The organism is Pseudomonas imperatae (assembly GCF_057128625.1).
This window is the reverse complement of the sequence record NZ_JBSKHP010000005.1, coordinates 117,908-137,291: the sequence shown is the minus strand read 5'-3', so window position 1 is coordinate 137,291 and position 19,384 is coordinate 117,908. Positions and strand designations below refer to the sequence as shown.

Annotated in this window: 21 protein-coding genes; 12 read left to right on the top strand and 9 right to left on the bottom strand. The window is 66.2% G+C overall.

All coding sequences use genetic code 11. The annotated features are described in order from the left end of the window. Nucleotides 1-184 precede the first annotated feature (184 nt). Nucleotides 185-1,468, top strand: coding sequence for an MFS transporter (locus ACWKWX_RS08650; RefSeq protein ID WP_483827508.1), 1,284 nt, complete (start codon nucleotides 185-187; stop codon nucleotides 1,466-1,468). 373 nt (nucleotides 1,469-1,841) lie between these two features. On the opposite strand, the gene ACWKWX_RS08645 is transcribed toward ACWKWX_RS08650, so the two are convergent. The 6 genes from ACWKWX_RS08645 to ACWKWX_RS08620 form a co-directional block, all read right to left on the bottom strand. Continuing rightward, the gene (locus ACWKWX_RS08645; RefSeq protein ID WP_416423482.1) at nucleotides 1,842-2,051 is read right to left on the bottom strand and encodes a YXWGXW repeat-containing protein; all 210 of its coding nucleotides are present in this window, start codon (nucleotides 2,049-2,051) and stop codon (nucleotides 1,842-1,844) included. An 83-nt stretch (nucleotides 2,052-2,134) separates the two neighbouring features. Beyond that, complete coding sequence (locus tag ACWKWX_RS08640; protein WP_416423483.1) at nucleotides 2,135-2,608, bottom strand: periplasmic heavy metal sensor; 474 nt, start codon at nucleotides 2,606-2,608, stop codon at nucleotides 2,135-2,137. Beyond that, a complete protein-coding gene (locus tag ACWKWX_RS08635) occupies nucleotides 2,605-3,039 on the bottom strand; it encodes a hypothetical protein (RefSeq protein WP_483827507.1) in 435 nt (144 codons plus the stop codon). The genes ACWKWX_RS08640 and ACWKWX_RS08635 overlap by 4 nt, the downstream gene beginning before the upstream one ends. Further along, a complete protein-coding gene (locus ACWKWX_RS08630) occupies nucleotides 3,029-3,604 on the bottom strand; it encodes an RNA polymerase sigma factor (protein ID WP_416423485.1) in 576 nt (191 codons plus the stop codon). The genes ACWKWX_RS08635 and ACWKWX_RS08630 overlap by 11 nt, the downstream gene beginning before the upstream one ends. A 79-nt stretch (nucleotides 3,605-3,683) precedes the next feature. After that, nucleotides 3,684-4,004, bottom strand: coding sequence for a YXWGXW repeat-containing protein (locus ACWKWX_RS08625; protein WP_416423486.1), 321 nt, complete (start codon nucleotides 4,002-4,004; stop codon nucleotides 3,684-3,686). Nucleotides 4,005-4,014: 10 nt separating this feature from the next. Next, the gene (locus tag ACWKWX_RS08620) at nucleotides 4,015-4,182 is read right to left on the bottom strand and encodes a hypothetical protein (protein WP_476296197.1); all 168 of its coding nucleotides are present in this window, start codon (nucleotides 4,180-4,182) and stop codon (nucleotides 4,015-4,017) included. Here ACWKWX_RS08620 and ACWKWX_RS08615 point away from each other — a divergent pair. From ACWKWX_RS08615 to ACWKWX_RS08605, 3 genes are all read left to right on the top strand, one after another. Further along, nucleotides 4,181-4,321, top strand: a complete 141-nt coding sequence (locus ACWKWX_RS08615) for a hypothetical protein (RefSeq protein WP_416423488.1) — start codon at nucleotides 4,181-4,183, stop codon at nucleotides 4,319-4,321. The two genes, ACWKWX_RS08620 and ACWKWX_RS08615, sit on opposite strands and share 2 nt — an antisense overlap. Before the next feature lie 93 nt (nucleotides 4,322-4,414). Continuing rightward, nucleotides 4,415-5,077 carry a deoxyribose-phosphate aldolase gene (gene deoC, locus ACWKWX_RS08610; RefSeq protein ID WP_473006079.1) on the top strand — a complete coding sequence of 221 codons (663 nt, stop codon included), beginning with the start codon at nucleotides 4,415-4,417 and terminating at the stop codon, nucleotides 5,075-5,077. A 343-nt stretch (nucleotides 5,078-5,420) separates the two neighbouring features. After that, the gene (locus tag ACWKWX_RS08605; protein ID WP_483827506.1) at nucleotides 5,421-5,948 is read left to right on the top strand and encodes a BRO-N domain-containing protein; all 528 of its coding nucleotides are present in this window, start codon (nucleotides 5,421-5,423) and stop codon (nucleotides 5,946-5,948) included. Between the two features lie 133 nt (nucleotides 5,949-6,081). Here the strand turns inward: ACWKWX_RS08605 and ACWKWX_RS08600 are convergent, their stop codons facing one another. After that, complete coding sequence (locus tag ACWKWX_RS08600) at nucleotides 6,082-6,582, bottom strand: GNAT family N-acetyltransferase (RefSeq protein ID WP_483827505.1); 501 nt, start codon at nucleotides 6,580-6,582, stop codon at nucleotides 6,082-6,084. A 1,014-nt stretch (nucleotides 6,583-7,596) separates the two neighbouring features. Between ACWKWX_RS08600 and ACWKWX_RS08595 the strand changes: the two genes are divergently transcribed. From ACWKWX_RS08595 to ACWKWX_RS08570, 6 genes are all read left to right on the top strand, one after another. Continuing rightward, nucleotides 7,597-8,301, top strand: a complete 705-nt coding sequence (locus ACWKWX_RS08595) for an energy transducer TonB (RefSeq protein ID WP_483827504.1) — start codon at nucleotides 7,597-7,599, stop codon at nucleotides 8,299-8,301. A gap of 102 nt (nucleotides 8,302-8,403) precedes the next feature. Next, nucleotides 8,404-9,132, top strand: coding sequence for a MotA/TolQ/ExbB proton channel family protein (locus ACWKWX_RS08590; protein ID WP_483827503.1), 729 nt, complete (start codon nucleotides 8,404-8,406; stop codon nucleotides 9,130-9,132). Further along, entirely contained in the window at nucleotides 9,132-9,551 is a 420-nt protein-coding gene (locus tag ACWKWX_RS08585; protein WP_416423493.1) for an ExbD/TolR family protein, read from the top strand. The genes ACWKWX_RS08590 and ACWKWX_RS08585 overlap by 1 nt, the downstream gene beginning before the upstream one ends. Nucleotides 9,552-9,620: 69 nt before the next feature. Next, a complete protein-coding gene (locus ACWKWX_RS08580) occupies nucleotides 9,621-11,750 on the top strand; it encodes a TonB-dependent receptor (RefSeq protein WP_476302153.1) in 2,130 nt (709 codons plus the stop codon). Further along, the gene (locus ACWKWX_RS08575; RefSeq protein ID WP_483827502.1) at nucleotides 11,740-13,020 is read left to right on the top strand and encodes a histidine-type phosphatase; all 1,281 of its coding nucleotides are present in this window, start codon (nucleotides 11,740-11,742) and stop codon (nucleotides 13,018-13,020) included. Before ACWKWX_RS08580 ends, ACWKWX_RS08575 begins: the two co-directional genes overlap by 11 nt. 51 nt (nucleotides 13,021-13,071) lie before the next feature. Then, nucleotides 13,072-14,124: a DUF1615 domain-containing protein gene (locus ACWKWX_RS08570; protein ID WP_483827562.1), complete on the top strand. Its 1,053-nt coding sequence runs from the start codon at nucleotides 13,072-13,074 to the stop codon at nucleotides 14,122-14,124. A gap of 242 nt (nucleotides 14,125-14,366) precedes the next feature. Here ACWKWX_RS08570 and ACWKWX_RS08565 read toward each other — a convergent pair whose 3' ends face one another. Both ACWKWX_RS08565 and ACWKWX_RS08560 read right to left on the bottom strand, forming a co-directional pair. Further along, the gene (locus ACWKWX_RS08565; RefSeq protein ID WP_483827561.1) at nucleotides 14,367-15,548 is read right to left on the bottom strand and encodes a YncE family protein; all 1,182 of its coding nucleotides are present in this window, start codon (nucleotides 15,546-15,548) and stop codon (nucleotides 14,367-14,369) included. 108 nt (nucleotides 15,549-15,656) lie between these two features. Further along, complete coding sequence (locus ACWKWX_RS08560; RefSeq protein WP_483827501.1) at nucleotides 15,657-16,466, bottom strand: glycosyltransferase family 2 protein; 810 nt, start codon at nucleotides 16,464-16,466, stop codon at nucleotides 15,657-15,659. 556 nt (nucleotides 16,467-17,022) lie between these two features. Here ACWKWX_RS08560 and ACWKWX_RS08555 point away from each other — a divergent pair. Together ACWKWX_RS08555 and ACWKWX_RS08550 are read left to right on the top strand one after the other, a co-directional pair. After that, nucleotides 17,023-18,288 (top strand): MFS transporter, encoded by a 1,266-nt coding sequence (locus ACWKWX_RS08555; RefSeq protein ID WP_483827500.1) that lies wholly within the window; start codon nucleotides 17,023-17,025, stop codon nucleotides 18,286-18,288. 69 nt (nucleotides 18,289-18,357) lie between these two features. Further along, a complete protein-coding gene (locus ACWKWX_RS08550; RefSeq protein ID WP_483827499.1) occupies nucleotides 18,358-19,344 on the top strand; it encodes a DODA-type extradiol aromatic ring-opening family dioxygenase in 987 nt (328 codons plus the stop codon). Nucleotides 19,345-19,384: the final 40 nt, after the last annotated feature.

Below are 19,384 nucleotides of genomic sequence, written 5' to 3'. Positions count from 1 at the left end.
CGCGGGCGTTGAAAGCCATCCACGAAGCGCCCGGCCAGCGGTCGAGCATCGCTGCGCTGGCAGCGATAACCCCAGGTTATCGTTCAATGGAATGTTGTCATTGGGCAAACCCCACCACGCTGACTAGAGTGCAACGACGCCCGTGCCCCGGCATGCAGGCGTCAACCGCTCAAAGAGGCGTGTCATGAAAACAATAAAAAGCTTCAAGACGCTGACCATCGTTTTTCTGTTCATGATCGGCGTGGTCAACTACCTGGACCGCAGCGCGCTGTCCATCGCCAACACCTCCATCCAGCACGACCTGGCCATCAGCCCCACGCAGATGGGCTTCCTGCTGTCGGCGTTTTCCCTGGCCTATGCGTTTTCACAGCTGCCCATGGGCGCGCTGATCGACCGCCTGGGCAGCAAGCTGGCGCTGGGCGGTTCGCTGATTGTGTGGTCGCTGGCGCAGGCGGCGTTCGGCCTGTTCAGCGGCTTCGGCCACCTGCTGGGCATGCGCGTGCTGCTGGGCATCGGCGAGGCGCCGGTGTTCCCCTCGGCGGCCAAGGCACTGTCGGAGTGGTTCGACACCCAGGAGCGCGGCACCGCCACCGGCTGGGTGTGGTCGGCCACCTGCATCGGCCCGTGCCTGGCGCCGCCGCTGCTGACATTGTTCATGGTGCACCTGGGCTGGCGCGGCATGTTCGTGCTGACCGGTATCATCGGCCTGGTGCTGGCGGCGTGCTGGTTCACGTTCTACAAGAGCAAGGCCCAGTACATGGCCGAGACCGGCCGTGCCGAGCCACAGCCGGTGGTGGCCAAGGCCGCGCCCAAGCTGCGCTGGTCGGCGCTGCTGCGCGACCGCAACACCTGGGGCGCCTTCCTGGGCTTCATGGGCGTGATCTACATGATCTGGCTGCACCTGACCTGGATGCCCGGCTACTTCGAGAAGGCCCATGGCCTGGACCTGTACCGCACGGCGTGGGTGGTGTCGTTGGCCTACCTGTTCGGCGCCGCCGGCACGGTGGTGGCGGGCAAGGCCTGCGACGCCCTCGTGGCGCGCGGCATGAAGGTGCTGGCCAGCCGCAAGCTGGTGATCATCACCGGCCTGCTGGGCGGGGCGCTGTTCACCCTGATCGTCGCCTTCGCCAGCAACCTGGCGGCGTGCGTGGCCTTGCTGTGTGCGGCGCTGTTCTTCATCAACATCTCCAGCGCCACGGCGTGGATGATCGTCAACACCATCGTGCCGTCGGAGCGGGTGGCGTCGTTTGGTTCCATCCAGAACTTCGGTGGCTACCTGGCAGGCTCCATCGCACCGATTCTCACCGGCTTCAGCGTGCAGCAGAGCGGCTCGTTCTCGTCGGCGTTCGTGATCAGCGCGGTGGTGGCGACCTGCTCGGCGCTGGCCTACTTCATCCTCCTGAAGGAGCCCGGCACCCCCGTAGCAGCTGCCGCAGGCGGCGTCCGGGCGCAGGCGCGGTCGGCCTGATACACCGCGGCGCCTGTGACGCGGCCTGCGGCCGCTGCTACAGAGTTTCGTAGCAGCTGCCGCAGGCAGCGTTCGGGCCCAGGCGCGGTCGGCCTGATACACCGCGGCGCACGTGACGCGGCCTGCGGCCGCTGCTACAGGTTTCGTAGCAGCTGCCGCAGGCGGCGTCAGGGCCCAGGCGCGGTCGGCCTGATATGCCGCGGCGGCCGTGACGCGGCCTGCGGCCGCTGCTACAGGTTTCGTAGCAACTGCCGCAGGCGGCGTCCGGGCCCAGGCGCGGTCGGCCTGATATGCCGCGGCGCACGTGACGCGGCCTGCGGCCGCTGCTACAGGGGGGCGTAGCAGCTGCCGCAGGCGGCGTCAGGAGTGGCGATCAATACCGCCAATGCCCCGGCACCCACACCCAACGGCCTGGGCCCCAACGGTAGTGGCCCGGCACCCAGTGGTACCCCGGCGCCGGCATCACCGGCACCACTTCCACCGGCGGTGGCGGGCGGCGTGGGTGGACGGGTTCGACGATACAGCCAGACAGCGATGCCGCCACCAGGGTGGCGATGATGGCAGCCTTGAAAGTCTTGAACATGGAAGGTTCCTTGCGTAAGCCATAGCCACGCCGGTTCGGCGGGCTTGCAAGGTTTAACGCCGGTGGCGGGAAAATCCGTCGCCTTATGGCTGCGGCCTGTTGGCCTTGCCCTGGCCGCGCAGGTACATGGATTTGGCCAGCTGTTCGCGCTCGTCCGCCGGCAGGGTGGCGGCGAAGTCGGCCAGGCTGGTTTCCACTCGGGCGCGCAGTGCCAGGTCGGCGTCGCGGGCGCGGCCCAGGTCGGCCACCAGGGCGTCGCGGTCGAGGGTGGGCGCGCGCAGTTGCTGCATCACGTCCTGGCGCGCCTGGCGCCCGGCCAATATCAACGGCTGGCTCTGCTCGCGAGTTTCGCGCAGCAGGCGCCGCAGTTCATGGCGGCGCTGCACCGGCAGTTGCACCATCACCTGGCGCAGCCCGTGCTGCACCACCGGGCCGACCACGGGCGCCGGGTGCGACAGCCATTGGTAGGCGCCGCCGGCCACGCCGCCGATGAGGAACACGTTGAGCACCAGCGAGGCGGCCAGCCAGGGCTTGAGTGGGCTACGGGCTTGAGTCATTGTTCGCTGTCCTCGGTACTGATGGAGTAGACGATATCGGCATCGTTTTGGTCGAAGATGCTCGGCAAGGCTTCCGCGCCGTTGCCCATGGACAGGCTCAGCGACACCGCCAGCATGCCCGCCGCGATACCGGCCAGGCCCACGCCCAGCAGCCCCAGCCGCGACCACAGGGTCTGGTGGCCGCGCCACAGTGAACGCCGCGGCGCCAGCGCCGCGGACGCAACAATGCGGTGTGCCAGGGCAGGGGGGGGCGCGGGCAGGCGGTGGCTGTCCAGCAGGGTGTCCAGCGCCAGTGCCTGGGCCAGGCTGGCGCGGGCCTGGGCATCGCCGCTGTCCAGCAGCGCGCGCGCCGCCGGCTGTTCGGCGGCGGGCCAGCGGCGCAGGTTGGCGCCGTAGGCATCGGCCAGGTACTCAAAGCGTTCAGGCGTCATGCTGTTTTCCTCCCGGGCCAACCGGTTCGGCGAGTTGCTTGCGCAGGTTGCGCCGGGCTCGCGATAGCAGGCTTTCCAATGCCTCGACGCTGATGTCCATCAGCGCCGCTGCCTCGATGTTCGACAGTTCCTGGTAGTACTGCAGCACGATGGCCTCGCGCTGGCGGTCGGGCAGGGCGGCCAGGGCGGCGGCCATGCGCGCTTGCTGGTCGCTGGCCAGCAGCTGGTCCTCGGGGGCGCCGGCCGGGTCGGCCAGCTGCTCCAGCGTCGCGTCGTCGAGGCCGTGGGCCTTGCGGCGGCGCAGGTGGTCGTAGCACAGGTTCAGGGCCACCCGGTGCAGCCAGGTGTCGAACCGCGCCTGGCCGGGGCGCCAGCTGGCAGCCTGCTTCCAGATGCGCAGAAAGCTCTCCTGGGCCACGTCGCGGGCTTCGTCGGCATCGCCCAGCAGGCGGCTGGCCAACGCCAGCAGGCGCGGCAGCTTGCGCGACACCATCTCGTTGACGGCCGCCGGTTCGTTGTTGCCGATGCGGGCCAGCAACTCCACGTCCGGGTCAGTTTCGTTCAATCGCGCGTCTCGGTGAGTGGGTGGGGCGTCAGCTCGAACAGCGCCTGGGCGCGGGCGCTACCCGCACCCAGGCAGTGCTTCAGCGGGCCCAGTGGCCGTCCACCCAGCGCCAGCCCGGGCCGCGCTGCGCCCAGTGGCCAGGGATCCAGTGGCCGCCACGCATCATCGGTTGCCAGTGCCCCGGGACCCACTCGTAGTGGTTGCCGGCCCAGCGCCAGTGGCCCTGGTCCCAGGCGTAGCCGGGGCGCTCGCGGGGGAACATCTCGGCGCGCGGGGGCGGCGGGGCCTGGCGAATGATGATCTCGGGTTCGGCGAACGCCGGCACGCTCATCAGCGAAGCCAGCGCAAACGGGATGATCAGGACATAGCGTAGTTTGGCCAGAGGTCGGGCAAGTCTCATGACAACTCCTTCAGGCGCGTTCGACGGTGAACGCTGCTGATGGGTTTAACGGCAAGGTCGGCGCAATCCGTCGCGCGAAAATGAAATTTTTTTCGGCGACGGATTTCACCCCCGTCCGGCGTTCAAAACAGTAACCGCCCGCCATGGGCGCTTGCCCCAACCAGAGGAATACCATCATGACCCGCCGCCTTGCCGTGCTGTTGACCGTGATCATGCTGACCAGCGTGAGCGGTTGTGTGTTTGTCCCGGGCCATCGCCATTGCTGCTGGCGCTATGGCGCCATCGAACAACCTTCTGCGGTCGCCAATCTAGCGTAGCAGCGGCCTGCGGCCGCGTCCCACGGGTGATGGGCGGGGCCAGGGTGTGTTAGTTTCGTGCTGGCACGCTAATTACCCGCAGGAGCACCCGTGATGAGCAAGCTGGACTGTGCCGCCCTGGCCGCCATGATCGACCACACCCTGCTGGCGGCCGACGCCGCCAGCGCCCAGGTCACCCAGCTGTGCCAGGAGGCGCGGCTGCACGGCTTCCACGCCGTGTGCGTGAACTCGGCCCAGGTCTACCACGCGGCGCAACGGCTGCGCGGCAGCGGCGTGAAGGTGTGCGCCGTGGTGGGCTTCCCCCTGGGGGCGTGCGTGAGCCAGGCCAAGGCCTTCGAGGCCGAATGCGCCATCGCCGCCGGGGCCACGGAAATCGACATGGTGTTGAACATCGGCTGGCTCAAGGAAGGCCTGTTCGACCATGTGCGCGAGGACATCGCCCAGGTGCTGCACGCCTGTGGCGGCGTGCCGTTGAAAGTGATCCTGGAAACCTGCCTGCTCGACGACATCCAGAAAATCCGCGCCTGCGAAATCTGCCGCGACCTGGGCGTGGCGTTCGTCAAGACCTCCACCGGTTTCGGCAAGGCCGGGGCGACCGTGGCCGACGTGGCGCTGATGCGCCGTATCGTCGGCCCGGGCGTGGGTGTCAAGGCCTCCGGCGGTGTACGCGACGCAGCCACCGCGCTGGCGCTGATCGAAGCCGGCGCGACGCGCCTGGGGTGCAGCGCCAGCGTTGCCATCGTCAGCGGCAATTGACTGTAAACCCCCGTAGCAGCGGCCGCCAGGCCGCGTCCCTCTCGCCGCGCGCGGCCTGACACACCGCGTTGCAGCCTTGCCGGTCGCCAACCCACGCTGTATCCTCGCGCCGTCGCTGCACATCAGCGATCGGGTTTGGTCGCCCGTCTTACGAAAGGTGCAACAGCCTTGCTATTGCCGATGCCGGTATTTTGCCTGCACGTGGCTTTATGGCGGCTGTGTGCGGGAGGCATTCGTGCCTGCCGGGTTCCTTTCGTCCCGGTCGACCAACCTGTGCACAGCTGCCACCCAATCTTGCTTGGTCGCAAGGGTTGGCAGCTCCTCTACGAAAGGAGCTTCACCTATGCACGGATCAAATCTATTCGCGGCATCCGATACCCAGCCTTACGACAGCATTCCCTTCCTGCGCCACGGGCGCTTGCTCAAGGCGGTTACATTTGACGATCAGGCCTGGTTTTGCCTGAAGGATCTCGGCCGTGTGATGGGCACGGGCCTGGACGAGCGCCAGGCCGTCAAGCTGGATGCCGACCAACGTCGAATGATGTGGTTGCGTTATCAAGGCGAGTTGCATCACACGGCGATGGTCAGTGAGTCGGGCGCGCTTGCGTTGCTGGTGTATCACTACGTTCCGGAAAATCGTGCGCTGCGGCAGTGGCTGACCCAAGTGGTACTGCCTACGCTGCGCGCGGCTCCCGCTGGCGAGCGCGGACCGCTGGTAGGGCAGATGTCTTGGCCGCGATTGTCGTTGAGTGTGCTGTATTGGCAAGACGAGCCTTGGGTTCGGTTGCGCGACATGCCGCAACTGCTGACGGCAAGCGCGGGCACTCGCCGAACTTCCTGGTGGCGGCGGTTGCTCGAGAGGCGCGCGTAACGAGGCAGAAACTGCCAACGCCGCCCCCCGTAGCAGCGGCCGTCAGGCCGCGTCCGCAAGCGCCGCGTACTTTCAGGCCCACCGCGTCGCAGCCGGACGCCGCCTGGCGGCAGCTGCTACGGGGCGTTAAGCGTCAGAGGTCCAGGGCGTAGAACTTGCTGTCCACGGCCATCAGCGGGAACGAGGCGGGCAGGCTGTGCTTGGCCACTTCGTGGAAGCCGTGTTTCTCGTAGAAGCGGTGCGCGGCGAGGAACTGTGCGGTGGTGCCCAGCAGGATCTGCTGCACGCCGCGTGCGCGGGCGGCTTCCAGCAGGGTGGTGAGCAGGCGTGAGGCGGTGCCGTACGCGGCGCCGCGATAGGCTTGCGCGACGAACATCTTGCGCAGGGCGGCGCGGCCTTCGCCAATGTCTTTCAGGCCGATGGTGCCCACCACTTCCTCGCCGGCCTTGGCCACCCAGAAATCACCGTTGCCCTGCTGGTAGAACTCGCCGATGGCGCGCAGGTCCGGCTGGTCGGCGGCGGTGATGGGGATGCCGAATTCGGCTTGCTGGATCGGCAGGATAACGTTGATTACGCCGGGTTCGTCGGTAGGCTGGAAACGGGTTATTTGCAGGGGCTGGTTGGGGTGGGCCATGGTGGGGGTCCGAGGCAAAAAAGTGCAGTTTGCCGATGACATGCAAGCCAGTAAAGCGTGAGCACACCGCGAACCGCTGTTGATCTTGACCTTGATCCCGTGCGGCCTTTGATCTTGATTGTGTGCCCCGTAAAGCGCCAGGGCCGACTGGAGGCGGCGCTCAAGCGGTCCACGGCGTAGCCGGGGAAGACGGAACCGGAGGCGCTTCTATTCCGGGCCGTCGGCCGCTTGGGCGACGCCGGAGGGAGGGGACCCGCAGCGAAGCGTAGGGACCAAGCAGGGGCAAGCCTTTTTTGGTTACTTTTTGAGGCGTTTGTCAAAAAGTGACCCGCCGTAAGGGCGGAAAGGTGATTGTGCATCAACTCCGGTAATGGATATGTTCACGGCCTTCGAATCTCGCTTCTGACGTTTCTGGATATATCCATTTTCGCGGGGCGACCACCGACCGTTTCGGCCTTACGCCGACTCACTTTTTGGCAGTCGCCCCAAAAAGTAAGCAAAAAGGGCTTGCCCCTGCTTGGGCCCTCCGCTGCGCTACGGGTCCCCTCCTTCCGGCGTCGCCCAGGCGGCAAACGGCCCCCGCTATAAAAGCTGGCGGGTTGCCGTTTCCTTCGGCTGCGCCGAAGGGCCCTGCGGGCTGCCGCCTGGTCAACGCCTCCAGTCGGCCCGGGCGCTTTACGGGGCATACAATCAAGATCAAAAGCCAGATCAACAGCAGATCAAAAGCCAGATCAACAGCAGATCAACAGCAGATCACAAGCCAGATCAAGATCTAGATCAAGCGCCGGATCACAAGCGTGGCAGCTTGCTGCGTACTTCCCGCCCGGGCGGGTGACTGGGGATGTGTAAGCGAAACATTACCAATTACTTCTCCCTCCCGTAACCCACCTGTCATCTGCGCTACCTACCATCAGCCCCCACAAACGCAAGCCCCGGGCCAGAAACCCCGGCGGCCCCCGCAGCGCATATGGACAGCAGTCCCTGGCCCACCGCCAGGGTGGGAGAGTCACGACGATGCACACCGCTATCAGCACACCCCTGCCGTTACCCACGGTGCACACCAAGCTACCGGCCCGCGCCGTGAAGGTGGCCGCGGTGGTGGCCGTGCACGTGCTGGCGCTGAGCTGGTTTGGCCGTCAGGCGCCCGCGCCGCTGGCGGTCAGCCAGCCGCGCACGCTCTATGCGTCGGTGATCAATGAACCTGCGCCAGCCCCGGTCGCGGCGCCACAACCGCCCGCCGCGCCGGTCACGCCGCCACCACCGCCGCCTGCGCCTGTGGCCAAGCCGCTAGCCAAGCCCGTGGCCAAGGCGCCGACACCACGGCATGTGGCCGCCGCCAAGCCAACGCCAACGCCAGCGCCCACCCCAACCCCTGCGGTCGCTGCCGCCGCCGCACCTGCCGTGGCCGCGGCAGCCGTGCCGCCACCGGCGCCGCCGAAAACCATCACCCATGGCGTGGAATACCTGCGCGCCCCCGAGCCGCAATACCCCGACCGTGACCGCGAGGACGGCAACGAAGGCACCGTGGTGCTGCGCGTGCTGGTGGATGAAAGCGGCAAGCCGGGGCACATCGATGTGCTGCGCTCCTCGGGCTTCGGCAGCCTCGACGAGGCGGGCAGGGCGGCCGCCCGGGCAGCGCTGTTCAAGCCGTACCGCGAGGACGGCCGGGCCATGTCGGTGTACGTGATCGTGCCGCTGCGGTTCCAGCTCGACAGCTGACCGCGTCACCCTTTTTCAACCCTGAATCTCATCCCGTTGGCGGTCCTGCCAGGACGGCGCTCGGGCGCGTTTTATCCCTTTGATGACCTGGAGAGCAACACCATGCAAAATACTTCGTTAGGGCTGGACATGCTGTGGGGGCAGGCCGACGCCGTCACCCGTGGCGTGGCGCTGATGCTGCTGGCCATGTCGCTGGCATCCTGGTACGTGATCGCCGACAAGCTGGTGCGCCTGGTCCTGTCCCGGGTGCGCACCCCGCGTCTGTTGGCCGCCTTCTGGGCCGCGCCGACCCTCAGCGACGGCCTGCGCCAGCTGGGCGGCGAGCCTTCCTATGCAGCGCTGACCCACGCCGGTGTCAGCGCCGCCACCCAGCACCGCGAGGCGCTGGACAGCGGCATGAACCCGCCAGCCTTCAGCGACTGGCTCAACCGTGCCCTGCGCCAGGCCACGCTTGGCGTGGGTGCGCGCTTGCAGGGCGGCATGGCGATTCTCGCCACCGTGGGCTCCAGCGCACCCTTCGTGGGCCTGCTGGGCACCGTGTGGGGCATTTACCACGCGCTGATGAAGATCGGCCTGACCGGCGACGCCAGCATCGACAAGGTGGCCGGCCCCGTGGGCGAGACGCTGATCATGACCGCTTTGGGCCTGGCCGTGGCCATCCCCGCCACCCTGGCCTACAACCTGCTGGTGCGCACCAACAAGCAGACCCTGGGCGAGCTGGGCAAATTCGCCTTCGAGCTGCATGACCTGCTGGTGATCGGCGCCCGCGCCACACCCCAGGGCCAGTCGCCGCAACGGGCCATGCCCCGGGCCCGCGCGGAGTACGTGTGATGGCCGGCGGACTGCAGGACGAACTGGAAGACGACAGCTTCAACCCGGAAATCAACACCACGCCGCTGGTGGACGTGATGCTGGTGCTGCTGGTGATTTTCATCATCACCGTGCCGGCCATCCAGCACAGCGTCAAGATCGACTTGCCCCACGCCGCCGCCCAGCAGGACAACAAGCCGCCGGTGGCCGTGGACCTGGCCCTGGACAGCAGCGGCCACCTGCACTGGGACGACCGCGACATCAGTGACAGCGAGCTGCCGGCCCTGGTGGCCGAGGCCGCGGCGCGCCAGCCGGTGCCCGAGCTGCACCTGCGTGCCCAGCGTGACACGCCCTACGAGAAAGTCGTGCAAGTAATGGCCACCGCGCAGTCCGGCGGCCTGGAAAAAATCGGCTTCGTCACCCAGGCCGTCACCCCTTAACCCAACGCCTCGATCGCCCCTGCCCGTACTCGGGTGGGCGGCGTCGTGCGCTCATTTTTCGGTACCGTCATGCGTCGCAACCACCCGTTCCACCCGTTGTCCCTGCGCACCGGCGCAGGCCTTGCCGCCTTCGCCCTGGCGCCGTCGATCTGGGCGGCCGACCCGGCCCCGGTCATCGATGACAGCCTGCTGGCAACCTTGCCCCAGGTCACCGTCAAGGCCGCCAAGGCGAAAAAGCCCGACCTGCACAAGCAGATGTCCAGTGGCGCCCTGGGCAGCAAGGCGGCCATCGACACGCCGTTCTCGCTCAAGAGCGTCAGCAGCGAAGAGATCCAGCAGCGCCAGGCCGGCATCCTCTCCGAGGCGGTGAAGTACGACGCCTCGGTGACCTCCATCAGCTCCAGCTACGGCACCCACCCGGCCACCCTGGCCGTGCGCGGCCTGCCCCTGGATGACCTGAACGGCTACAAGGTGGACGGCATGGCCAACATCAACCGCGGCGTGGAAATGCCCCTGGAAATGTTCGACAGCGTCGAGGTGCTCAAGGGCCTGTCGGGCTTCATGTACGGTTTCGGCAGCCCCGGCGGCATCGTCAACTACGTGACCAAGCGGCCGACCGACAAGAGCATTTTCAGCGTGGACGCCGGCTACCAGTCCGACAACGTCTACAAGGAGCACGTGGACGTGGGCGGCCGCCTGGACGACCCGCGCTTCGGCTACCGCCTGAACCTGGTGCACGAGGAGGGCGACGCGGCCAGCGGCGGCTCCTCGGTGAACCGCACGGCAGTGGGCCTGGCGCTGGACGCGAAGTTGACCGATGACCTGACCCTCAACTTCGACACCCTGTACCAACAGCGCACCACCTCTGGTGGCACCGACATCGTGGTCAGCCCCTCGTACTCGCTGCCCAAGGCCATCGACGGCAGCAAGCGCCTGTACAGCAACGGCTCCTACACCGACGTCGACTACAGCCTGTCGACGCTGTCGGCCACCTACCAGTTCAACCCCAACTGGCAGGGCAAGCTGGCGTACCGCTACAGCGACTCGGACCGCCGTTACGTGAAGGACCAGTACCAGATCAGTAGCAACAGCGGCAATTACTCCGACAAGGTCACCTCCGAATACCACGGCTACGAATACAACGACGCCATGGGCACCCTGGAGGGCAAGTTCGACACCGGCTGGTTCAGCCACGACGTGGTGCTGGGCGGCAGCTACTCGCAGCTCGATTCGCGCAAGTCGGTGAACACGCCCAAGACCACCGTCGGCAAGGGCAACCTCTACGACCCGACGATTTTCTCGGTCTACGACATCGACTACAGCGGCGGCACCTACGGCGACGACCAGATCAAGGAGAGCGCGGTCTTCGCCAGCGACACCATCGGCCTGGGCGAGCAGTGGTCGTTACTGCTGGGCCTGCGCAACGAAACCTTCCGCGAGATGACCCACGACTCGGCCACCAGCGACGCCGTGCGCTACAAGGCGCGCCCGGCCACGCCCACCGTGGCGCTGATGTACAAGCCGATCAAGGACCTCACCGCCTATGTTAGCTACGTCGAGTCGCTGGAAGCGGGCGGCACCGCGCCCACCGGCACGGTCAACGAAGACAGCACCCTGGGCCCGCTGCGCAGCAAACAGTATGAGATCGGCATGAAGGTGCAGCGCCGCAACTGGAGCGCCACCGCCGCCGCCTTCCGCATCGACCGCGGCGCGGAATACACCAACAGCCAGAACGAATACGTGCAGAGCGGCACCATCCGCTACCAGGGCCTGGAGCTGAACGCCAGCGTCGACCCCATCGACAGCCTGACCCTTGAAGGCAGCGTCATGTCCCTGGACTCCGAGTACCTGGACGCAGGCGACGTAGACGGCAACCGCGCCGCCGGCGCCGCCCACTACCAGGCCGCCGCCCAGGCCACCTACCGCATTGGCGCGTTGCCGGGCCTGTTCGTGCGTGCCGGGGCCCAGCGCATCGGCCCCATGGCGGTGGACTCGGGCAACGTCAACACCCTGGACGCCTACAACCTGTTCGACGCCGGCGGCGGCTACCGCATGAAGCTGGCCGGCGGCCACGCGCTGACCTTCGGCGCCAACGTCACCAACCTGGCCAACAAGAAGTACTGGACCTGGTACCAGGAAAACTACCTGCAACCCGGTTCGCCACGGACCCTGAGCGTGAATGCCCGTTATGACTTCTAAACCGCTGCGCCTGTTCACCCTGGCCCTGGCCCTGGCGCTGGCAAGCAGCGCCATTGCCCATGCCGATACCCTCGACACCCATGGCCTGCGCCTGGACAAGGTGGTGCTGGTGATGCGCCACGGCATCCGCCCGGCCACCGACACCGCGGCGCTGGACGCCGGTTCTGGCAAGCCCTGGCCGAGGTTCGCGGTGGCTGACGGCCAGTTGACCGAGCATGGCCGCGCCGCGACGGTGCTGCTGGGCCAGTGGCAACGCGGCTACCTGAAGGAGCAGGGCCTGCTGGCCGCCGACGGTTGCCCCGGCGCCGGCCAGGTGTACCTGTTGGCCAGCCCGGCGGCGCGCACCCGCGCCACCGGCAAGGCGCTGCTGGACGGCATGTTCCCGGGCTGCCAGGTGCCGGTGCACCACGGCCGCGTCAGCCAGGACCGGCTGTTCCACGCCAGTGAAAACGGCCTGGGCGCGCTGGACCGCCAGCAGGCCGAGCAGGCCATGCTTGGCGCCATGGGCGGCAGCCCGCAGGCGGCGCATGACCGTTACAGCGCGGCGTTGCTGCGCATGCAGCAGGTGGTCGGCGTGCCGGCCAGCTGCGCCAAGGGCAAACCCTGCGCGCTCAGCGAGCAGGCCTGGGGCCTGAAAGAGAAGGGCAGCACCGTGAAACTCAGCGGCCCGCTGAGCCTGGGCGCGGCCATGGCCGAGACCATTCGCATGGAGTACGCCGAAGGCATGCCGTTGCCCCAGGTGGCGTTCGGTCACGCCACCAATGCCGCGCAAGTGGCGGGCCTGATGGAACTGCGCAGCGGCAAATACGCTCTGACTCAGCACCTGCCCTACATTGCCAGGCGCGGCGCCTCGCAATTGCTGCACCAGGTGCTGTTGGCGCTGGATTCGACCGAGCGGTCGCTGGCCGGTGGCCCGCCGCCTGCGTCGTGGCTGGCCTACGTGGGGCATGACAGCAATATCGCGCAGTTGCGCACGCTGCTGGGCTTTGACTGGAAGATTGCCGAGTACCCGCAAAACGATGCGGCGCCCGGCGGCACGTTGTTGTTCGAACGCTGGCTGGACCCGCGCGACGGCCAGCGCTACGTGAGCCTGGCGTACGTGGCGCAGAGCCTGGACCAGTTGCGTGACCTGAGCCACGCCGCGCCGTACCGGGTGCAGTTCAGCGGCCCGGACGGCAAGGCGCTGGTACCCCTGGCGCAGTTCGAACAGGCCATGGCTGCGCGTATCGACAGTACCGCCACCGAGCCGCAGGCCTATGCTGATGAATAAACCCTGAAACCGAGGTGAGGATTGAGCCAGCTGAAACACGTTTTACTGCTGATGGGGCTGCTGGCGCTGGCCGCCTGTAGCCATCAGGCGCAGCAGCCCAGCCTCACCCCCGAGCAGGTGCGCGCCAAGGTGGCGCGCCTGCTGCCGCCCTCGGCCAGCCAGCGCCAGGCCTGGGCGGCAGACATCCAGGCGGCGTTCCAGGCCCAGGCCCTGGAGCCCAGCACGCAGAACCTGTGTTCGGTGATCGCCGTCATCGAGCAGGAGTCCAACTTCCAGGCCGACCCGCAAGTGCCCGGCCTGGGTGGCATCGCCCGTGCCGAGATCGACCGGCGTGCGGCGCGCCTGCACGTGCCGGGCTTCCTGGTGGACGCGGCGCTGGCGATCAAGTCCCCCACCGGCAAGAGCTACGCCCAGCGCATCGCCAGCGTGCGCTCGGAGCGTGAGCTGAGTGATGTGTTTGATGATTTCATCGGCATGGTGCCTCTGGGTGGCCAGCTGTTCGGCACGCTCAACCCGGTGCACACCGCCGGGCCCATGCAGGTCAGCGTGGCTTTCGCCGAACGCAACGCCCGTGGCTACCCGTACCCGCTGCAGGGCACGGTGCGCCGCGAGGTGTTCAGCCGCCGCGGCGGGGTGTATTTCGGCACCGCCCACCTGCTGGGTTACCCGGTGCATTACCCCGAGCCGTTGTACCGTTTCGCCGATTTCAACGCCGGCCACTACGCCAGCCGCAACGCGGCTTTCCAGGCGGCGTTGAACCGCCTGGTGAAGGCGCGGTTGGCGCTGGACGGCGACCTGATCGATTACGGTTCGCTCAGCGCCGGGCAGACGGAGCTGGCGGTGCGTTCGCTGGGCAAGCGCCTGGACATGAGCGACAGCGCCATTCGCAACGCGCTGGACAAGGGCGAGCAGCTGGATTTCGAGGACACGCGGGTGTACCAGCGGGTGTTCGAGCTGGCCGACCAGGTGGCCGGCAAGCCGCTGCCGCGGGCGATTCTGCCGGGCATCACCCTGGAAAGCCCGAAGATCACCCGCCACCTGACCACCGCCTGGTTCGCCCGCCGCGTGGACGAACGCCGCGCCCGCTGCGTGGCGCGCGACTGACCAACTCCCTGTAGCAGCTGCCGCAGGCTGCGTCCAATGCCACCGCGTTGTGGCTGAAAGGACGCGGCCTGGGGCCGCTGCTACAGGGTCCCGTGTACCTCGTCGATCGCGTCGCCTGCATCGCGGCCAAGGCCGGCTCCTACCACGTACGGCGTAGGAGCCGACTTTAGTCGCGATGCAGACGACACCGTTTCAAGACAGTTGCTGCTACGCCGATGTACGGGGGAGCGTGAAGGGTGGGGTCAGCGCGGGGCGCTGCGCAGCGACGACGGGCCGCCGCTCAGTTCGATGCGCTGCTTGCTGTCCACCAGCTTGCCGTTTTCGATGCTGTACAAGCCCAGCTGATGCTCGACGTTGAACTGCACGATCACGTGCTTGCTGTCGGCGCTGAACACCACGCCCTGGGACGAGTTGCCGTCGGCCACGTCGTTGACCTTCTCGGCCTTGCCGTTGCGCAGGGCGAACAGAGTCACGCGGCCATGGGCGCGCACGCCGGGGTTGTCCGGGGTCAGGTTGGAGCCGTCGATGGACTGCGCCACGATCCACTTGCCGTCCGGCGAAATCGCCACGCCTTCCGGCAGCGACGGCACGTTGAGGTGTTGCACCGCGCGGAACGGCACCTTGGACACGTCGACCAGGGTCACGCTGTCTTCGTCACCGGCCAGGCGCCCCTTGTAATTGGGCAGGCCGGCCAGGCCAACGTTGCTGACCACCGCCCAGTGGCCGTCGCTGGACACGTCGATGGTGTAGGGCGCCACGCCGGTGCTGATGCGGTCGCCGCTGTCGGCCCACTTGCCGTCCACCAGGCTCAGCACCGCCACGCCTTGCTCATCGCGCAGCGACACCAGCACATGCTGGCCGTCGTGGGTGAACGCCGCGCCGGCCAGGCGCTTGCTGCCCAGGGCGATGCTGTCGAGCACGGTTACCTGATGGCCGTCGACGCGCAGCGGGCGCACGCCACCGTCCACGCAGGTGACCACGCCCCACTTGCCGCTGCGGTCGAAGGCCACGGCCTGCGGGTGGCTGCCCAGTTCGATCTTGCTGACAGTGGCGGGCTTGGCGGACAGGTCCACCACCTGCAGGAAGGTGTCCATCTGCAGCTGCTTGGCGGCGTGGTCGTAGCGGGTGGGGGCCGCCACCAGGGCCAGGCTGCCGTCGGGGCTGATGGCGGCGGCCTGGGGCGGGCCCTGGATGCCGTTTTCCACTTCCACGGTCTGGTTGACCTTGGGCGGAAACACGCTGGCGTCCAGCACGGTGAGGGTGTCGGGCTTGGCGGCGTCGGGGTAGGTGTCGCGGCCTTGTACACGCTGGTACTTGCCGTCGTTGGACGACACCACCCAGTCGGCAGCGCTTACCGAGTGGGCGGCGAGCAGCGACAGGGCTAGGACTGAAACCGGTTTCAACATGGCACGCAAGGTCAGCATTGAGGCCACAGGGACATCCTCGAAAAGGGCAGGCTGGGAAAGTGCGACACTATAGCGCAGCCATGCCCCCAAGGCCCCTGAAAATAACGCCTTGCGGGGTGAGGTGGATCAGGTGCCGGCAGTTTTGTGATGCAGGCGCGCCAGGGCATGGTCGTACATGCGCGTGCGGCGGTGGTCCTTGCCGTAGGTGCCACGGGCGGCCACGGTGCCGGACTGGATGTGGTCCAGGTACTTGAACAGGCGGTGGGCGGAGAGGGTAGCGATGGAGAAGCCGGAGGCCACCATGCGGTCCTGCAGGGTGTAGCCCGGCACCCGGTCATCCATGCAGAAGTGCAGGCCCCGGTGCTTCATGGCCTTGGCATTCCACAAGGTGCAGAAGCTCTTGAGGTGGGTTTCCTTCCACGGCTTCGGCTCACGGGCCGACAGGCCCAGCGCCCGGGCCATTCGCCGGTAGTGATGCTTGCAATAGCGGGAACTGAAGCGCCATGCCGTGCGCAGCAAGCCCCGGTCAAGTTGCTCGAAACAGCCGGCGGCGGCGGTAGTGGGCGTTTTGGTAATCATATCAAGCAGTAAGCTGAACACTTCGGGGTTATATATGAAAGTGTCAGTATGCATGAGCAGTATATAGTCGGTGTCGATACGCTCCAGGATCATATCCAGTGCCTTGCCGTGGGCAATATGGCCGGCTTCCCCCGCGGTTTGTACACGCTCCAGAAGATTGATCCAATCCAGGCTGCGCAAGTAATCGGTGCTGTCATCCGCGGAGTTGTTGTCCACCACCCACACCGGCACGTCCAGGCCGACCAGCTGCTCGCGCAGCAACTCCAGACAGGCACGGGTCATCTCGCAGGTCTTGTAGTTGACCATGGCGATACTGAAGCGTGGCGCGGTCGGGATGGGGTCGGTTGGAATGTTCATGTTGTCTCCTTGATACATCGCGTACATTGATGTCTGTAACTTGCCCGATAAGTCAGGCGCTGCGGGAAAACTCCGGGGGTGGGGAAGGCGATCATTGGAGTCGTTCAACAAGATGAAACTATCGCGCCAGTGGCGTGAAAATTTTGTTATAGGTGTGGCAAGGAAATGTCGACAGGGGCGAAAGTTGTGTAAGGCATATGTAAATATATGTTTCAAACTTCGCGGCAAGGGCTTTTTTGCAGACGCAGTTACCCGGCGGGGACGCTTGAAAGACGCGAGGTACAGAGGGTTGTACTGGTTTTATTCCGTGCTGACAAAACTGTACCTGTGGTGGCGGGCGACAAGTCGGCGACAGCGGGCGGCCCAGCGTGTCATGGCGCCCCGCCGCCCATGAAAAAGTACCGGTGAAAGTGACTTTTGTGTAGGGCCATTGCCTGGTGAATCGGGAAATAATGCAAGCCATCCCGCCCTTGCATAAGCCGGGTCAAGGCACCCCCGATCGGCGTGCTTCAGCGCACAGGGGGTGGACACAGTCGCTCACAGGTCAATAAAAACAATGCAAATCCTGACACCGAGAGCCCGCTGGGCCGTGCTTGCACTGCTTGCGTTGGGCGTCCTTATTTCCTACGTCGACCGCACCAGTATTTCGTCTGCGCTGGCCGATCCCTCCTTCATCCAACACTTTCAACTGTCGAGCCTGGACCGTGGCTGGCTCAACTCGGCCTTCTTCTGGTCCTACGGCCTGTTCCAGGTGCCGATGGGCTGGGTGGCCGACCGCTACGGGGTGAAATGGCCGTACGCAGTGTCCTTCGGCGCATGGTGCATTTTTACCCTGCTGCTGGGCGTCGTCCATGCACTGGAAAGCCTGATCGCGCTGCGCCTGCTGATCGGTGTGTCCGAGGCGATCGTGGTGCCCGCCAGCTACCGCTGGATACGCAACAACTTCGATGAGGGGCGCCTCGGCCTCGCGGCCGGCCTGCTCGCCATGGGCAACAAGCTGGGCCCCGCCATTGGTGCCCCGGTCGCGGCCCTGTTGATCGTGAGTTATTCCTGGAAGGTCATGTTCATTGCCACGGGCCTGGTCGGCATGTTGTGGCTGATCCCCTGGCTGTTGACCGTGCGCAACGACTTCCCGTCCAAGGCCGAGCTGTCCCGGGTGACCCATCAACCGCGGACGGTGAGCCTGCACGGCATTCTGAGCAGCCCGGTCATCTGGGGCGGGCTGATCACCAACTTCTGCTACGGCTACTTCGCCTTTTACTGCATGACCTGGATGCCGGCGTACCTGGTCGAGCAACGCGGCTTGTCGATATCCAGTTCGGGGCTATTCACGTTCGCAAGCTTCGCCGGCATCGCCGTGGTTGCGGTGCTGGCGGGCTGGGCGGCGGACCGCATCATCGCGCGGGGCTATGACGCCGTGCGGGTCCGCAAGGCCTTCGTTGTCTGTGGCTTCACGCTCGCGGGCACCGTGTTGCTCGGCGCCTATGCGCCGACGCAGAACATGGCGCTGTTCTGGAACACCTTTTCCCTCTCGTGCCTGGGCTTGACCACAGCCAACAACCTTGTGTTGTCGCGCATGACCTTGATCCCCAAGCAGATGGTGGGGCTGGTGACGGGCGTGCAGCAGCTCGCGACAAGCCTTGCCGGCGGCGTGGCGGCCGGCCTTTCGGGGTGGCTGTTGCAGTCCAGTGGCAGCTACGACCTGCCGATGAAAGTGATCCTGGCGTTTCTGCTGATCGGCGCGTTCGCCACCATCGTCCTGTACCGCCCCGAGTGGGCACCCAAAATCAGCGAGCCCTGTGGGCAACTGCGCAGCGCGTAGCACACGGCACCGTTGGCGAATCCTACGAAGGCCACGCCTGGCCAGAACAAAAAATGGGGTATTGATTGCATGGCAAAAATTGTATTCGGAATGGCCGTGCCGCACAGCGGCATGCTGGGGCAGGCGCCAGAGGACTGGTTGATCAATGGCGAGCGCGATCGCAACAACCCTGAACTGTGGTACCGCAACCGCACCTGGACCTACCCTGAACTGGAGGCCCATCGCGAGGCGGCTTTCGAGCCCTTCCTCACGCTGGAGGAACGTACTGCGCGCGCGGCTCGCTGCCGCGAGGCGCTGGATGTCATGGCGCAGGCGTACCGCGATGCGAACATCGACGTGGCCATCATCCTGGGCAAGGACCAGAAGGAAATCTTCACTGATTTTTCGCCTTCGATCGCCATCTACAGCGGCGCAGAGGTGCATAACGGGCCGCCGCAGCGTTCGGTGTATGCCCCCGATCACCCTGTCACCCACCAGTGCCATCCGGGGCTGGCGGCGTACCTGATCAAGTATTTCCAGGGCGAGCACTTTGACCTCACCGATCTGTTCGCCTGGCCCGATAACGTGTGGATGAAGCCGCTGCCCGACTACCCGGTCGTGCCGCATGCCTACAGTTTCGTCTACCACCAGATCATGGCGGACAACCCGCCGCCGCACGTGCCGATCATCATGAACTGCTTCTACCCGCCGACCCAGCCGTCCATGGCGCGCTGCATCGAGTTTGGCCGCGTGCTGCGCGACGCCATCACCGCGTGGCCAGAGGACGTTCGCGTGGGCATCTTTGCCTCTGGCGGCCTGTCGCACTTCGTCAACGACGAGGCGTTCGACCATCGCATCATGAAAATGCTGTCCGAGTACGACTATGAAGGGCTGGCCGCGGTGGACGAGCGTTCGTATCAGTCGGGCACCTCGGAGATCAAGCTGTACGTGAGTGTGATGAAGGCCGTGGAGCAGACCGGCGCGCAGATGACCCTGGTGGACTACGTGCCCTGCTGGCGCACAGCTGCAGGCACGGGCGAAGGTATGGGCTTCATGTATTGGCAGCCCGACCGCTGAGAAGGGGTACCACGGACACTTCGCAGCAAAGCACACACAC

Coding starts and splice junctions, on each gene's coding strand:
- ACWKWX_RS08650 (WP_483827508.1), top strand. CDS start 185: ATGAAAACAATAAAAAGCTTCAAGACGCTGACCATCGTTTTTCTGTTC.
- ACWKWX_RS08645 (WP_416423482.1), bottom strand. CDS start 2,051: ATGTTCAAGACTTTCAAGGCTGCCATCATCGCCACCCTGGTGGCGGCA.
- ACWKWX_RS08640 (WP_416423483.1), bottom strand. CDS start 2,608: ATGACTCAAGCCCGTAGCCCACTCAAGCCCTGGCTGGCCGCCTCGCTG.
- ACWKWX_RS08635 (WP_483827507.1), bottom strand. CDS start 3,039: ATGACGCCTGAACGCTTTGAGTACCTGGCCGATGCCTACGGCGCCAAC.
- ACWKWX_RS08625 (WP_416423486.1), bottom strand. CDS start 4,004: ATGAGACTTGCCCGACCTCTGGCCAAACTACGCTATGTCCTGATCATC.
- ACWKWX_RS08615 (WP_416423488.1), top strand. CDS start 4,181: ATGACCCGCCGCCTTGCCGTGCTGTTGACCGTGATCATGCTGACCAGC.
- ACWKWX_RS08620 (WP_476296197.1), bottom strand. CDS start 4,182: ATGATGGTATTCCTCTGGTTGGGGCAAGCGCCCATGGCGGGCGGTTAC.
- deoC (WP_473006079.1), top strand. CDS start 4,415: ATGAGCAAGCTGGACTGTGCCGCCCTGGCCGCCATGATCGACCACACC.
- ACWKWX_RS08605 (WP_483827506.1), top strand. CDS start 5,421: ATGCACGGATCAAATCTATTCGCGGCATCCGATACCCAGCCTTACGAC.
- ACWKWX_RS08600 (WP_483827505.1), bottom strand. CDS start 6,582: ATGGCCCACCCCAACCAGCCCCTGCAAATAACCCGTTTCCAGCCTACC.
- ACWKWX_RS08595 (WP_483827504.1), top strand. CDS start 7,597: ATGCACACCGCTATCAGCACACCCCTGCCGTTACCCACGGTGCACACC.
- ACWKWX_RS08590 (WP_483827503.1), top strand. CDS start 8,404: ATGCAAAATACTTCGTTAGGGCTGGACATGCTGTGGGGGCAGGCCGAC.
- ACWKWX_RS08585 (WP_416423493.1), top strand. CDS start 9,132: ATGGCCGGCGGACTGCAGGACGAACTGGAAGACGACAGCTTCAACCCG.
- ACWKWX_RS08580 (WP_476302153.1), top strand. CDS start 9,621: ATGCGTCGCAACCACCCGTTCCACCCGTTGTCCCTGCGCACCGGCGCA.
- ACWKWX_RS08575 (WP_483827502.1), top strand. CDS start 11,740: ATGACTTCTAAACCGCTGCGCCTGTTCACCCTGGCCCTGGCCCTGGCG.
- ACWKWX_RS08570 (WP_483827562.1), top strand. CDS start 13,072: ATGGGGCTGCTGGCGCTGGCCGCCTGTAGCCATCAGGCGCAGCAGCCC.
- ACWKWX_RS08565 (WP_483827561.1), bottom strand. CDS start 15,548: ATGCTGACCTTGCGTGCCATGTTGAAACCGGTTTCAGTCCTAGCCCTG.
- ACWKWX_RS08560 (WP_483827501.1), bottom strand. CDS start 16,466: ATGAACATTCCAACCGACCCCATCCCGACCGCGCCACGCTTCAGTATC.
- ACWKWX_RS08555 (WP_483827500.1), top strand. CDS start 17,023: ATGCAAATCCTGACACCGAGAGCCCGCTGGGCCGTGCTTGCACTGCTT.
- ACWKWX_RS08550 (WP_483827499.1), top strand. CDS start 18,358: ATGGCAAAAATTGTATTCGGAATGGCCGTGCCGCACAGCGGCATGCTG.